At 45.9% G+C, this 14,127-nt stretch carries 10 protein-coding genes; 5 read left to right on the forward strand and 5 right to left on the reverse strand.

Annotated elements, in window-relative coordinates; all coding sequences use genetic code 11:
* Positions 1-13: 13 nt before the first annotated feature.
* Positions 14-814, reverse strand: coding sequence for a 2-keto-4-pentenoate hydratase (locus KFK88_RS02065; RefSeq protein WP_223576995.1), 801 nt, complete (start codon positions 812-814; stop codon positions 14-16).
* 42 nt (positions 815-856) lie between these two features.
* On the opposite strand from KFK88_RS02065, the gene uvrD reads away from it, so the two are divergent.
* The 4 genes from uvrD (at position 857) to KFK88_RS02085 (ending at position 8,850) form a co-directional block, all read left to right on the forward strand.
* Positions 857-3,031 carry a DNA helicase II gene (gene uvrD, locus KFK88_RS02070; protein ID WP_223576996.1) on the forward strand — a complete coding sequence of 725 codons (2,175 nt, stop codon included), beginning with the start codon at positions 857-859 and terminating at the stop codon, positions 3,029-3,031.
* Between the two features lie 227 nt (positions 3,032-3,258).
* A complete protein-coding gene (locus KFK88_RS02075; RefSeq protein WP_223576997.1) occupies positions 3,259-5,562 on the forward strand; it encodes a S8 family serine peptidase in 2,304 nt (767 codons plus the stop codon).
* 294 nt (positions 5,563-5,856) lie between these two features.
* On the forward strand, positions 5,857-7,488 hold the full coding sequence (locus tag KFK88_RS02080; protein ID WP_223576998.1) for a S8 family serine peptidase: 1,632 nt from the start codon (positions 5,857-5,859) through the stop codon (positions 7,486-7,488).
* Positions 7,489-7,716: 228 nt separating this feature from the next.
* On the forward strand, positions 7,717-8,850 hold the full coding sequence (locus tag KFK88_RS02085; protein WP_223576999.1) for a S8 family serine peptidase: 1,134 nt from the start codon (positions 7,717-7,719) through the stop codon (positions 8,848-8,850).
* Between the two features lie 331 nt (positions 8,851-9,181).
* Here the strand turns inward: KFK88_RS02085 and KFK88_RS02090 are convergent, their stop codons facing one another.
* Positions 9,182-9,904, reverse strand: a complete 723-nt coding sequence (locus KFK88_RS02090) for a 2OG-Fe(II) oxygenase (RefSeq protein WP_223577000.1) — start codon at positions 9,902-9,904, stop codon at positions 9,182-9,184.
* A gap of 165 nt (positions 9,905-10,069) precedes the next feature.
* On the opposite strand from KFK88_RS02090, the gene KFK88_RS02095 reads away from it, so the two are divergent.
* Entirely contained in the window at positions 10,070-11,173 is a 1,104-nt protein-coding gene (locus KFK88_RS02095) for a TRAP transporter substrate-binding protein (protein WP_223577001.1), read from the forward strand.
* 148 nt (positions 11,174-11,321) lie between these two features.
* On the opposite strand, the gene murI is transcribed toward KFK88_RS02095, so the two are convergent.
* From murI to KFK88_RS02110, 3 genes are read right to left on the reverse strand one after another with little or no spacing between them, the layout of a single operon-like run.
* Positions 11,322-12,107, reverse strand: coding sequence for a glutamate racemase (gene murI / locus KFK88_RS02100; protein ID WP_223577002.1), 786 nt, complete (start codon positions 12,105-12,107; stop codon positions 11,322-11,324).
* A 15-nt stretch (positions 12,108-12,122) separates the two neighbouring features.
* Entirely contained in the window at positions 12,123-13,493 is a 1,371-nt protein-coding gene (locus KFK88_RS02105) for a TRAP transporter large permease (RefSeq protein WP_223577003.1), read from the reverse strand.
* Positions 13,486-14,067: a TRAP transporter small permease subunit gene (locus KFK88_RS02110; RefSeq protein ID WP_223577004.1), complete on the reverse strand. Its 582-nt coding sequence runs from the start codon at positions 14,065-14,067 to the stop codon at positions 13,486-13,488. The genes KFK88_RS02105 and KFK88_RS02110 overlap by 8 nt, the downstream gene beginning before the upstream one ends.
* Between the last annotated feature and the right edge of the window lie 60 nt (positions 14,068-14,127).

A 14,127-nucleotide genomic window follows, 5' to 3' on the forward strand; every position in this document is an offset into this window, starting at 1 on the left:
TTCCCAGATGACCTTATCGAATTGAAAAAGCAATGATGTAGGTTTCGTGCTCGTCCATGGTAGCGGTACGAAAACGTGCTTCATATTGCCCTTTTTGTGCGGGCAACATTGTGCCAAGGGCGCCGGTGATCAGCAAGTTATCTTTATTGATAGGGTAATTGACAGACAACAACTTATTGACCATCCACACTAGGGCTTCTTTTTGATCACCCATGGCATCAGTCGCTTTGCCTTGAGTAATGGGTTCGCCGTTTTTTAGCAAGGTCGCTTGGAAGTCGTTTACATACTCCATATCGAACGGCATGGTGTTGCCCATGATGAAGTGATTAGACGCCACATTGCTGGTGACTAATGTGACAGCTGTGATTTCTTCTTTCCGCGCAAAGCGAAGGTTAGGCAGCTCGACAATCGGCACCATGGCTTTGATGTATTGCGGCAGTTCATCGACGGTTATCGGCTGGGTTATGGGCTTGCTGAGAATAAAGCCCAACTCAACCTCTAAACGAAGATCATGATAGTTTCCGAGCAGATAAGCACCACGACTGCGGCTAAAACCGCTGGCAAATAAAGCACCAACCAATGGCTCATCAACCTTAAAGGCTTGTTGGCCTTGCTCACTGGTTAATCCGGCTTTATAGCCGACGATGGGGTCATTAATCGCATGTTGAAGGACGCTAACTCGTTGTAATGAATAGGCATCCTGCATCAGCTTTTCTTCTTCCGAGGGAACCAGCATGCCACTGCAGCCAGACAAAAGCAGGGATACCCCGAAAAAGGATAAGAAAAAGGGTAATAATAGTGTCGCTTTTTTCATACAATAGCCCATCAACTGAAAATTAAAACAAGCATAGCCTATATGGACGCCCCTAGCATAATCGAATCGTTAAATGATGCACAAAAAGAAGCGGTCACCGCACCCAACAAAGCTTTGTTGGTGTTGGCGGGTGCTGGCTCGGGTAAAACTCGGGTCTTAGTCCATCGTATCGCTTGGTTGGTTAAGGTAGAGCAGGTGTCGGCGCATTCGATTCTGGCGGTAACCTTTACCAATAAAGCGGCGAAAGAAATGTTAGGGCGGGTCGAAGATATGCTCGCTATGCCTGCGCGAGGCATGTGGGTTGGGACCTTCCATAGCATTGCCCATCGCCTGTTGCGCGCCCACTATCGTGATGCGGGTTTGCCCGAGGGCTTCCAGATTTTGGATGCTCAAGACCAGTTACGCGTGATTAAGCGTGTGATGAAAGAGTTAAATCTTGATGATAACGAGTGGCCGCCAAAGCAGGCGCAATGGTTTATCAACGCCAAGAAAGATGATGGCTTACGTCCCGGCAATATCCAGCACCACGGTGATTTTTTCGTAAGCACCATGGTCAAGGTGTATTACGCTTATGAAGAAGCGTGTAAAACCGCTGGCTTAGTTGATTTCAACGAGCTTTTGTTACGAGCATATGAGCTTTGGGCGAACAATCCACACCTGCTGAAGCATTACCAAGAGCGCTTTCAGCATATCTTGGTGGACGAATTTCAAGATACTAACGCCATTCAGTATGCATGGATCCGCCTGCTGTGTAACGACAACAACCGCATCACCATTGTCGGTGATGATGATCAGTCGATTTACGGCTGGCGTGGGGCAAAAATTGAGAATATTCAGCAGTTTGAGAATGATTTCCCCGACTGCAAAATTTCACGCCTAGAGCAAAACTACCGTTCGACCAGCACCATTCTAAAAGCGGCTAACGCCGTAATTGCCTACAACAGCGATCGCATGGGCAAGAGTTTATGGACAGAAGGTAATGAAGGCGAGCCCATCACGGTTTACTCTGCGTTCAACGAGCAGGAAGAAGCGCGATTTATTGCGGCACGGATCGAGGATTGGGTGCAGCAGGGCAACAGTTATAACGACATCGCGATCTTGTACCGAAGTAATGCTCAGTCGCGGATTCTAGAAGATGCGATGCTCAACCGCAGTATTCCCTACCGTATTTATGGCGGTTTGCGATTCTTCGAGCGTGCAGAAATTAAAGATACTTTGGCGTATTTGCGCTTGATGACCAATCGTGATGATGATCCATCGTTTGAACGTGTGGTGAATACACCAGCAAGGGGGTTGGGTGAGAAGTCGGTGGATTTGGTGCGAGAGAAAGCTCGCAACGATGAAACCTCGTTATGGAAAGCGGCGAATACAATGGTGGTGGAGCAGTTATTACCACCACGCGCTCGTACGGCTATGGCAGGATTCCTGCATTTAATTAACGAGCTGGATTCCAGCACAGCGGAGATGGATCTGTGGGAGCAAACCGAAGTGGTGATCGAGCACTCGGGCTTGATGGATAAAGTGAGCAAGGAAAAAGGTGAGAAAGCTCAGGCGCGTAAAGAGAACTTACAGGAGTTGGTGAACGCAACGCGAGAATTTGATCCTGACGAGGTGATTGTCGAAGAAACGCCTGACATGAGTCCGTTAACTGCATTTATTGCACATGCCTCATTGGAAGCGGGCGATACACAGGCTGATGAATATCAAGAAGCGGTGCAGATGATGACGCTGCATTCGGCAAAAGGTCTGGAATTTCCTTTGGTCTTTATTGCGGGCATGGAGGAAAAGCTATTTCCGCATCAGATGTCGCTTGATGAGCCTGGCGGCTTAGAAGAAGAGCGGCGTTTGGCGTACGTCGGTATTACGCGTGCAATGAAGCAGCTTTATTTAACTTATGCCGAGAAGCGCAGAATGTGGGGGCGTGAAACGTACCCGTCCGTGTCGCGCTTTATCAGTGAAATTCCCGCGGATTTGATGACCGAGGTTCGCTTGAATACTCAGGTGCAACGTCCTGTTTTTCAAAAACAATCACCGATTAAGCCGAAAGGCCCCGAAGGTTTCCATCTAGGGCAGTTAGTTCAACATCCAAAATTTGGGAAAGGCATTATTATTAATTATGAGGGTGATGGCCCCCAAGCTTCTGTTCAGGTCAATTTCGAAAAAGAAGGGTTAAAAAAACTCATGTTAGCATATGCTAAATTAGAGCCTGCTTCATAACTAATTGATTTATAATGAGATAATCTGAGGTATATTTATTTTGTAACGCTTGGTAGCAAATTTGTAAAATATAAAAACTAATGCTTGATCCAGAGATTCATTAACTGCTTTAATCGCAAAGCCTTGTTCGAAAAGGAAGAGACAGAGCGCCTTCCGTAGAACAGGGCTTTTTTCGTTTTAAGGAAAGTCCCAATACATTAAGGCACATACTTATAGGGGTAGGTTTAATGAGTTTTAAATTGAAATTGGCTTGTACAGCCACATTATTAGCGATGGGCGTAAGTGCTCACGCTTCAGGCGCGATGGGTAAAACAACCATCACAGCGCCAGCAGCTGATGAAGAAAATCAGCGCGTAATCGTTAAATTCAAACCTGGTCACGGCAAACAAGCCAAAGCAATGGCTATGAAAGCTGGTGGTCAGTTAAAAATTAATCTAAAGCAGCACAACGCTTTCGCTATGGAAGTTTCGGCCAACGCTTTAGAAGCACTAAAGAACAATCCTAACGTTGAATATGTTGAGCCAGATCTAAAGCGTAAATTGTACGCGACTAATCTCGACAATGTTGAAATCGAGCCATGGGGTATTTCTCGCGTACAGGCTGACGTGGTTTCAGACAGCAACGCAGGCAACCGCACGGTCTGTATTATTGACTCAGGTTATGACATTAATAACTCTGACTTAGCGAGCAACAACCACACGGGCACCAATGACTCAGGTACAGGTAACTGGTATCAGCCAGGCGGATCACATGGTACTCACGTAGCAGGTACGATTGCAGCTGTATCGAACAACTCAGGTGTTGTTGGTGTTATGCCAAATGCAAACGTTAACATCCACGTGATCAAAGTTTTCAACGAGTCGGGTTGGGGTTACTCTTCATCGTTAATCTCCGCAGTTGACGAATGTGTCAACAATGGCGCTAACGTTATTAACATGAGCTTAGGTGGTTCAGGTTCTTCTACTACAGAGCGTAACGCTTTCCAAAACCACTATGACAATGGCGTATTAAACATTGCGGCAGCGGGTAATGACGGTAACTCTAGTCACTCATACCCAGCATCTTACGATGCAGTTGTATCGGTTGCAGCGGTTGACTCTGGTAACAAGCACGCGAACTTCTCGCAATACACGAGCCAAGTTGAAGTCGCAGGTCCAGGTGAAGCGATTCTTTCGACTGTAGGAATCGGCGACGGTTTCTTAGGTCAGTTAGAAGTTGGTGGCGTTGACTATTTTGACAATGGTGTGGTGCCGCAAAACTTCTACAACAGCAGCTTAAGCTTTGATAACAGCGCTAACGTTGGTACTGCTTCAGGCACGCTGGGTGTTTGTACAACGTCAGGCACAACATATAACTGCCCTAGCATGACAGGTAAAGTATGTTTAGTTGAGCGTGCAGAGAACCAAGGTGATAACACCAGTTCTACTGAAAACAATTACCCAGAATACCGTGGCGTCGATGCGTGTATGGACGCAGGTGCAGAAGGTGTTGTGGTATACAGTAATGCTGCTCGCCCAGGTTTACAGCATCCTTTCCTTATCGACTTCAACAGTAAAATTGGCAATACGCCAGTAGTATCAGTTGATCGTGCGACGGGACTTGAGCTGGCAAACAAAGCTGGTCAAAACGTGACTATGTCTAAAGACGGTGGTCAAGATTGGGAATACTACAACGGTACTTCAATGGCGACTCCTCACGTTGCAGGTGTTGCAGCGCTAGCGTGGAGCCACCACCCTTCGTGTACCGCGGCTCAAGTTCGTCAAGCTCTAAAAGATACAGCATTGGATCTTGATGTAGCAGGTCGTGATGACCGTACAGGTTACGGCTTAGTGCAAACTCAAGCTGCAATTGCTGAGCTAGACTCAGTGTGTGGCGGTGGTAACCCACCTCCACCACCAAGTGGTAACGAGTTAACAAAAGGCGTTGCTGAAACAGGTATTAGCGGTGCACAAGGTTCTGAAGTGTTCTACACCTTTGAAGTACCAGCAGGTGCAACTGACCTAACATTCGACATGGCCGGTGGTTCTGGTGATGCTGATATGTACGTACGCTTTGGTTCAGAGCCAACAACCAGCACTTACGACTGCCGTCCGTACAGAAGCGGTAACACAGAGAACTGTTCGTTCGCTTCGCCACAGGCAGGAACGTACCACGTGATGATCCGCGGTTATAGCTCTTACTCAAATACTAGCTTAACAGCAGACTACACTGATGCAGGTTCTAACCCTCCTGTAAACGACACCATTAACGAGTCTAACTTGTCTGGTGCTCAAGGCAGCACGCAGTACTTCACGCTAGAAGTACCAGCAGGCCGTAGCTCAGTGTCAGTTTCAATCTCTGGCGGTTCAGGTGATGCTGACTTATACGTTCGTTATGGCAGTCAGCCAACGACAAGCACTTATGATTGCCGTCCGTACAGAAATGGTAACAGCGAGACTTGTACATTGAGTGCACAAGAAGGCACTTACCACATCATGTTACGCGGTTATCGTGCATACTCTGGCGTGACTTTAACAGGTAGTTCGAACTAATCAGACCACCTGTTTAGTGAGTAAAAAGGTCGCTTCGGCGGCCTTTTTTTATATTTAAAAGCTAATAAAATCAATGCCTTAAAAATTTATCTCACATCTTAGATACATATGCTTTGTAACGGTTTGTATCAGCATTGTGAATATTGTTGCATTAGAAAAAATAGTGTTTGACATAACTTTATATAAGCTGGTTTAATTCTGTCTCGAGCTTCATCAACTATGGAAAGTTAAAACCTCACCCATAGTGATGGAGCTTTTTTATTGTTTCAAAAAAGAAATACCAAAGGGGTAGTGATGAATTTTAAAATGAAAATGGCTTGTGCAGCTACTGTGCTTGCGCTAGGTACTGCAGCCCACGCAGAGCGAGTGATCGTTTCATATAACGATAATGGTCAAGGCCTAAAAAAAGGTCATAAAGTATTAGTAGAAGGCAAAAACTGGTTTGCTGTAGATTTAGATGAGAAGGGGAAGAGCGCCATTCGTGGTCAGAAAGGCTTCAAGAAGATGGAAAAAGATCTGAAGCGTTTCCCAATGGCGATTTACAATGATGACGCAGGTGATCCAACTGCTCAGCAATTAACTCCATACGCTGTATATCAATCACAAGCTGATCAATTAACGCTTGGCCCAGGCCAGAAAGTGTGTGTAATCGATTCAGGTATCGCTGGTGCACAAGGTGAAACTGGTGGCAAAAATAACGATTTCGACTGGTCGGTTATTACTGGTGACAGCGATTCTGGCACTGGCGACTGGTTTACAGACGGTGGCCCACACGGTACACACGTCGCGGGTACAGTAGGCGCAGCTGACAACGGTATCGGTGTTGTAGGCTTAGCTCCTGGTGTTCCTATGCACATCATTAAAGTATTCAACGCTTCGGGTTGGGGTTACTCGTCAGACTTAGCACACGCTGCTGACCTATGTACTCAAGCTGGCGCGAACATCATCACCATGTCTCTTGGTGGCGGTGGTGCGAACAGCACTGAAGAAAATGCATTCGACACTTTTACTGCAAACGGTGGTTTAGTATTGGCTGCAGCGGGTAACGATGGTAACAGTGTACGTTCATACCCTGCGGGTTATAAATCTGTGATGATGATTGGTGCTAATGACAACAACAACAACATCGCAGACTTCTCACAATTCCCGTCAAACACAATGACTTCAGGCCGTGGTAAAAACGCGACAACTGAAACGCATGACGGTTATGGCGTAGAAGTAACAGCGGGTGGTGTTGATACACTATCTACTTATCCAGCAGGCGGTGCTTCTTTAGCAACGGGATCTGTTGATGGCGCAGGTATTGCTGTGTCAGCTATGGAAAACAACGGCCAAGCAAGTGGCTCTACGTACTTCATGGGTACAGCAGAAGCAACAGATTCTGGCGCGAACGGTAAAGTATGTTTAATTGATCGTGGTGCTATCTCATTCCACGACAAGGTACTTAACTGTGAAAACTCTGGTGGTATTGGCGCGATTATCGTTAACAATGAACCAGGCATGCTTTACGGTACGCTAGGTACTTCTAACTCTACGACTATCCCAGCTGTTGGTGCAGCTCAAGAAGATCGTGCAACTATCGTCGGTGCTTCTACTGCATCAGTAAACGTTGGCGCAAGCGACTACGGTTACATGAGCGGTACGTCGATGGCGACTCCAGCAGTAGCAGGTGTTGCAGCGTTAGTATGGTCAAATCACCCAAGCTGTTCAGGTACTGAAGTTCGTAACGCGATGAAAGCGACGGCTGAAGACCAAGGCACAGCAGGTCGTGACGACTACTTTGGTTACGGTATCGTAAAAGCGAAACTGGCTAGCGACTACTTAACGGCGAACGGTTGTACTGGTTCAGTAGATAACGGCGGCGGCGACGGCGGCGGTGACCCAGAGCCAGAACCATGTAAAGGTGGTCCTAAAAAGTGTGGCTAATATCGAATAATTAGTTAAACTTTCTAGAAAAGGCAGGGTTATCCCTGCCTTTTTTATTGATTAGAAATAATAATTGGTTTAACCAGTTGGCATAATTATAAATAATGCTTGATCGTAAAATGAGCAGTTGATATAACAGCTGGGTCGAGCGGATTCTATTAATAAAAACAGAGCTTTAAAAGCAGAATAGGGTCCAAAACTTAAAAAACCAAATGGGGTAATTTCCTAATGAAAAAAACTGTAATCGCTAGTGCCGTAGGCATGGCAATTGTATCGACACAATCTCTAGCTGTGGAACCAACATATTCATCAAATGATGAGCTGAATGTACAGAACCGTTGTATCATCACCCTGCAAGATAATTTGAATGCTGACGAGGTGAAAGGTTTAGCAAAAGGAATGGCTCAACGAGCAAAGTCATCAGTTCGACACGTTTACACTAATTCGATTAAAGGTTTCACGGTAAATGCACCATGTCACGCCGCTGAAAAAGCATTTGGTGGTAACATGAACGTTAAGCGTATGTCTCCAGACGGCGTAGTAAGCGTGAGCTTTAAAGGTAAGCCAGGTGGCGGTGGCGGCGGTGGCGGCCAAACCACTCCTTGGAGTGTGACTCGTGTTGGTGGTGCTCAGAATGGCGCTGGTTACACAGCATGGGTACTAGATACTGGTATCGATACTGACCACGGTGACTTGAATGTAGACGCTAGCCGTGGTTTCACTGCCTTCACAAAGGGTAAAGATGCGGACACTGACGACGGTAACGGTCATGGTACTCACGTAGCGGGTACTATCGCTGCAATCGACAATAGCCAAGATGTAGTGGGTATTGCTGCTGGCGCAACAGTTGTTCCAGTTAAAGTACTAGATTCACGTGGCTCAGGTTCATACTCAGGCGTTATCGCAGGAGTTGACCATGTTGCAGCGAACGCTTCTCCGGGTGATTGCGCTAACATGAGTCTTGGTGGTCCAGTAAGCCAAGAGCTAGATGACGCAGTTGAAGCAGCAGCTCAAAGCTCAGGTGCTTACTTCGTACTAGCAGCAGGTAACGACGGTGACCACGCGAGCAACCACTCACCAGCTCGCGCTAATGGTAACCGTGTTTACACTATCTCTGCGACTGACTCTAACGACAACATGCCGTCATGGTCTAACTATGGTAATCCGCCAGTTGACTATGCAGCGCCAGGTGTAAGCATCTTGTCGCTACGTAACGGTGGCGGTACGACGACTATGTCAGGTACTTCTATGGCATCTCCAGCAGCTTGTGCTGTGATTATGTTGAAAAACGGTAATCCAAGCACAGATGGCACAGCCGGTAATGATCCAGACGGTAACCCAGACCCAATCATTCACCTATAATTGGTTGAATGATTAAAAAGGTCGCTTCGGCGGCCTTTTTTTATGGGTAAATATATATAGAGGATAACGGTTGGGTTATAGATAACCATAAACTGTAAGATTAAAGAGACAGGGTTGGCAAAAAGGCAATATAGTTTAAAAGTTTCTGTGGATTTTTGTTAAGACTGAAGATACTATCTCGCGAATTTTATCGCATGGACGTTCCTAAAAGGGAAAAGATAGACCACAAACAAATTGCCTACAGTTGTGAGCACACAGTAAAACTTTAGCACCATACTACCCCTTAGTGTTAAAGTTATAAGCCCCGCTTTATGCGGGGCTTTTTTATGGCTTACTGGTTGTTTTCAGGAGGTTGTTGTCCATACATCTGGGCAGCACGTTGATACTGCACCCAACTCGTGAAAATATATTTATCATTAGAAACGGGTTTTTGGCCTCGGTGAGTGTGAGTAAAACCTGCTGGTGCGATCACCAGTGACCCTTGCTTTGGCTTGCTCTTGACGTTTTGATAGAAAAACTCGGTTTCCCCACCTTCGTCGACATCATTTAAATAGAACATCCACAGTAAGGTGCGGTGTAATGAATCTTGGTTAGGATCATTGGGGTGAGGGTAATGCTCGGAATGCCAATGGAAGTAGCCACCCTCACCTTTATCGTACTTTTGTATGTTGACAGGCCCGAGGCGGTAAATAGCTTGAATGAATTGCGCTAAGCTTTGGTCATCCATCTTTTCAACGTCGACATAGCTCAGCTGCTCCATCTCACCCTCTTGGTTTTGGAACATCAAGGATACTGCACCAGCTAACAAGAATGGATATTGGCGAACATAGTGGATCATGCCGCGAAGAACGACGTTTTGTAGGTGTTGCATTTCTTCCTGCCACTCGTCTGGAAACTGAGTGATAGTAATATCGGTGCTGTTCTTCTTTATTTTATCAACACCATGGCCTGTTTCACCCTGACGTTTATGAGAACTTTGCTCAAACTTTTCAATGCACTTATTACAAAATTCTGGATCGAGTGCTTGTTCATAAATATTAATAAAACTCGACATCAATGCCCCCGCATGGTCTTTTTTTAATCAAAGTTGCCATAGCTTATTATAGTCGGTACATTGATGCCAGAAAACTACTCAAAAAGACCGTGCCTAGTACAAATTTTGCCCGGACAATTTGAATTTACACATAATACTGAACATATCTAGCTGATAGGGCTAACCATGAAAAGAAGAAAATTTATCGGTGCTTTGGGGGCTGGCGCCGCAGTGGCGGGTTTAAGCGCTTGTTCTGGTATAAACCAAGAGCAAAAAGCAGCACCCGTAGAAAAGTGGGATGGCGAAGTTATTAAATGGACGATGATAACCACATGGCCAAAAAACTTCGCTGGATTAGGCGAAGGCGCCGAGTACTTAGCGAAACTCATTAACCGACTGAGTGGTGGCCGTATGGAAGTCAAAGTCTATGGCTCAGGAGAATTAGTGCCTGCGTTACAGGTATTTGAATCGGTGGCTAGCGGTGCCGCACAAATCGGCCATGGCGCATCCTACTATTGGAAAGGTAAGTTACCAATGACGCCGTTTTTCGCGGCGGTGCCTTTTGGACTCAATGCGCAAGAAATGAACGGTTGGTTGCTGCATGGCGGTGGTCTGGAGCTGTGGCGTGAATTATACGAACCGTTAGGACTGATTCCCGAACCTTGCGGTAATACTGGCGTGCAAATGGCGGGTTGGTTTAATAAAGAAATTAACTCGTTGGATGACTTGAAAGGGATGAAAATGCGGATTCCAGGTCTTGGCGGAGAAGTATGGCGTCGTGCTGGAGGAATTCCAGTATTAATGCCCGGCAGTGAAGTGTTTACCTCATTAGAAACCGGCGCGATTGATGCTGCTGAATGGGTTGGCCCTTACAATGATTTGGCATTTGGCCTATTTAAAGCTGCACGTTATTACTATTATCCAGGGTGGCATGAGCCGGGAACGACGCTTGAAGCTTTGATCAATAAAAAAGCCTACGAAGCCTTACCAAAAGATTTACAGGAAATTGTAACGACAGCTTGTCGTACAGCGAACGCAGATTTATTGGCAGACTTTACGGCTAAAAATAACGAAGCACTGCAAACCTTGATCAATAAGCATGGCGTCGAACTACGAGAGTTACCAAAAGAGGTGTTGACTGAGCTAGAGGCGATCTCTGAAGCGATGCTGAAAGAACAAACTGAAACAGAGCTTGATGAACGAATCTTAAAGTCGTTTGTAGAGTTTAAACAGCAGGCCAAAGAATGGCATCGCGTTTCAGAACAAAGCTATTATGGCGCTAGGCGGTAATAGAAAAAAGGAGCTGGAAATCTCCTTTTTATTGAGTACTAGCAAGCTAACAATCTAACTGCGATATCTTGTGGTAATTCTTAAAAGTATTTTAGATTTAAAGAAAGGCTGTGTTGGTTATTTCTTATGTTCAGCGCATACCTGCCGGTTAGGCTTCAAGAACCTGTGTTTTATGTCCTAAAAGTTTAGAGAAAACGATTTCGGCTGACGAAGCATCAGAACTGGTGAAGAAGAGATCCTGCTCATGCGGCTCGTTATTGAATAAATCATGAGTGGCAAGAATACGGGTTAACTGGAGTGAGACAGCGTCAGCAGTGTCGAGTAATTTTAGTGGTGCTGCACCGGCAATCGTTTTTATGCTTTTGCCCAGGAAGGGATAGTGAGTACAGCCAAGAACCAATGTGTCGACTTTGTAATTCAGTAGGGGTTGTAGGTATTCTTTTATAAGGTCTAGAGTTTCTGGGGAGTCTAAATCTCCAGATTCAACTTGCTCCACGAAGCCGTGACAAGCGACTTGGTGGATTGATACGTCACGAGCAAATTGTGCTACAAGACGTTGATAGCGAGTGCTGTTGAGGGTGTTTTCTGTGGCAAAAACACCAATATGGCCTGTACGTGTTAAGGATGCAGCGGGCTTGATCGCTGGTTCGATGGCAATTATCGGTAAATCATATTCTGAGCGAAGCCAGTCGGCCATGATCGCAGTCGCTGTGTTACAGGCTATGACCATTGCTTTGGCATTGTGCTTTAGGAAAAACTCCGCAATGTATTGGCATCGTTTGTGAAGATTATCTTTGGGTAACTGGCCGTAGGGTGCATATGCCGAGTCAGCAAAATAGACAATATTTTCATTCGGCAGGTGTTTTCGAATAGCCTGATAAACAGAGAGGCCGCCAACGCCAGAATCAAACACACCTATAGGGGCTTTAGTCATAGTATTTTCTCAGCATTAATTCAGTGCGGTTGGGAGCCAAGTGGAGAGTTGTGGCCAAAATGCAATCAGGGCAAGCACAATAGCTTGAATCCCGATAAAGGGTATCACGCCACGGTAAATTTGGGCGGTGCGGATATTTTTCGGAGCAACGCCTCTCAGATAAAAAAGTGCAAAACCAAACGGCGGGGTTAGGAAAGACGTTTGTAGATTAATCGCAATGAGTACTCCAAGCCAGATTGGGTCGGCGCCCATCATGAGTAGCACTGGGCCGATAATCGGAACCACAACAAAAGTGATTTCAATGAAGTCGAGGATGAAGCCCAGTAAAAACATGACGATCATGACGATTAATAATGCTGTGAATAGCCCGCCGGGTAGCTCAGTAAAGAAATGACGAATCATTTCATCGCCGCCATACATTCTAAATACTAGCGAGAAAATAGAGGCGCCGATTAAGATTAGGAAGACCATACTCGTGGTTTTTACTGTTGACTGCATGACATCCCTGAGACGCGCTAAGGTGAGCTGTTTCCTCATTGATGCTAGCAAAATAGCACCAAAAGCACCGATAGCGGCGGCTTCAGTCGGTGTTGCGATGCCGTAAAGAATAGAACCTAGGACGGCGACAATTAAAATTAGAGGTAAGGATAAGCTTTTAAGCGCACGAACAATCGCCTGCCTAAGTTCAGCTTCGTCAATTTCCATGGCTGGTGCATCATTTGGTCGGCGCCAAGCGACAAAGGCAATATATATCATATAGCCTACAACCAATAGCATGCCAGGAATCACCGCGCCCATGAATAAGTCACCGATAGAGGCGACTTGTTCTGTTTGTAGGCCCTGGCTTTTGGCTTCTGTCATGGCGTTGGCTAGTACATCACCCAGTAATACAAGAACAATCGAGGGTGGAATAATTTGTCCTAAGGTCCCTGACGCACAAATGACGCCAGTGGCGAGCTCAGGTTTATAGCCTCGTTTTAGCATGGCCGGTAGTGACAGCAGCCCCATGGTGACAACGGTTGCGCCGACAATACCTGTACTTGCTGCTAGGAGCATTCCTACAATGGTTACCGCAAAGCCCATGCCACCTCGTAATTTGCCGAACAAGGTAGCCATGGACTCAAGAAGATCTTCTGCAATTTTGGTGCGTTCGAGCATCAGGCCCATGAAAATAAAGAGGGGCACTGCAATTAAGGTGCTCCGATCCATGATCTTAAAGAGTCGCCCAGCCATGAAGTTAAGTTGAACAGGCTCTAGTATCCCTGTCATGGCGCCTATGGCGACGAATATTAGAGATGTTCCAGCTAATGAAAAAGCTACTGGGTAGCCCCAAAGCAAGACTGCACATACGGCGAGAAACAATAGAAGAGGCATTAATTCAAACATGGCTATGCTCCTCGCTCTGGTTTGGAAGTTCGGAGTTGGAGGCGATGAAGTCAGGGGCTTCGCCCCAACCCATTAAGAACGTCACGCATTTTAGTGAGTCAGCAAATCCTTGGATAGCCAAGGCAACAGGCATCGCGAGAAGTAAAGTCTTGAGGCCATACATTAAGGGAATCCCACCTGGTTGATTCGATCCTTCGTTTAGTGCCCAACTGAACAGTACGTAGTCTTTGCAATAAATAAAGATAAAGCTACAGACCGGCAGCAAAAGAATTAGAAAACCAGCGATGTTGACACAAGCTTTCTTTTTTTCAGAAAAGTTTTGATAGAACACGTCCACTCTGACGTGATCATTGTGCTTCAAGGCGTAAGCGGCGCCGAGCATAAATACGATGGCGTGCATATAGGTTACTGACTCTTGGAGTGCAATAGCACTTAAATCAAACCAGTTACGAAGCATTAGCACTAAAACAACGGTGATTACCATGAATAGAGTCAGCCATGAAATGATGCGGCCGGTCCATTCGGTAAAACTGTCAAGAAAGTAAGTTAAGTTGAGTGTTGCTGTTTTTAGCATTTATGGCTCTTATGATGTCTTTCCCATACGTTAATCCATAAGTTATCCACAGCTAAGTTA

The sequence above is a fragment of the Kangiella taiwanensis genome (genome assembly GCF_020005165.1).
Lineage (GTDB): Bacteria > Pseudomonadota > Gammaproteobacteria > Enterobacterales > Kangiellaceae > Kangiella > Kangiella taiwanensis.

Coding starts and splice junctions, on each gene's coding strand:
- KFK88_RS02090 (WP_223577000.1), bottom strand. CDS start 9,904: ATGTCGAGTTTTATTAATATTTATGAACAAGCACTCGATCCAGAATTT.
- KFK88_RS02080 (WP_223576998.1), top strand. CDS start 5,857: ATGAATTTTAAAATGAAAATGGCTTGTGCAGCTACTGTGCTTGCGCTA.
- KFK88_RS02075 (WP_223576997.1), top strand. CDS start 3,259: ATGAGTTTTAAATTGAAATTGGCTTGTACAGCCACATTATTAGCGATG.
- KFK88_RS02110 (WP_223577004.1), bottom strand. CDS start 14,067: ATGCTAAAAACAGCAACACTCAACTTAACTTACTTTCTTGACAGTTTT.
- uvrD (WP_223576996.1), top strand. CDS start 857: ATGGACGCCCCTAGCATAATCGAATCGTTAAATGATGCACAAAAAGAA.
- KFK88_RS02065 (WP_223576995.1), bottom strand. CDS start 814: ATGAAAAAAGCGACACTATTATTACCCTTTTTCTTATCCTTTTTCGGG.
- KFK88_RS02085 (WP_223576999.1), top strand. CDS start 7,717: ATGAAAAAAACTGTAATCGCTAGTGCCGTAGGCATGGCAATTGTATCG.
- KFK88_RS02095 (WP_223577001.1), top strand. CDS start 10,070: ATGAAAAGAAGAAAATTTATCGGTGCTTTGGGGGCTGGCGCCGCAGTG.
- KFK88_RS02105 (WP_223577003.1), bottom strand. CDS start 13,493: ATGTTTGAATTAATGCCTCTTCTATTGTTTCTCGCCGTATGTGCAGTC.
- murI (WP_223577002.1), bottom strand. CDS start 12,107: ATGACTAAAGCCCCTATAGGTGTGTTTGATTCTGGCGTTGGCGGCCTC.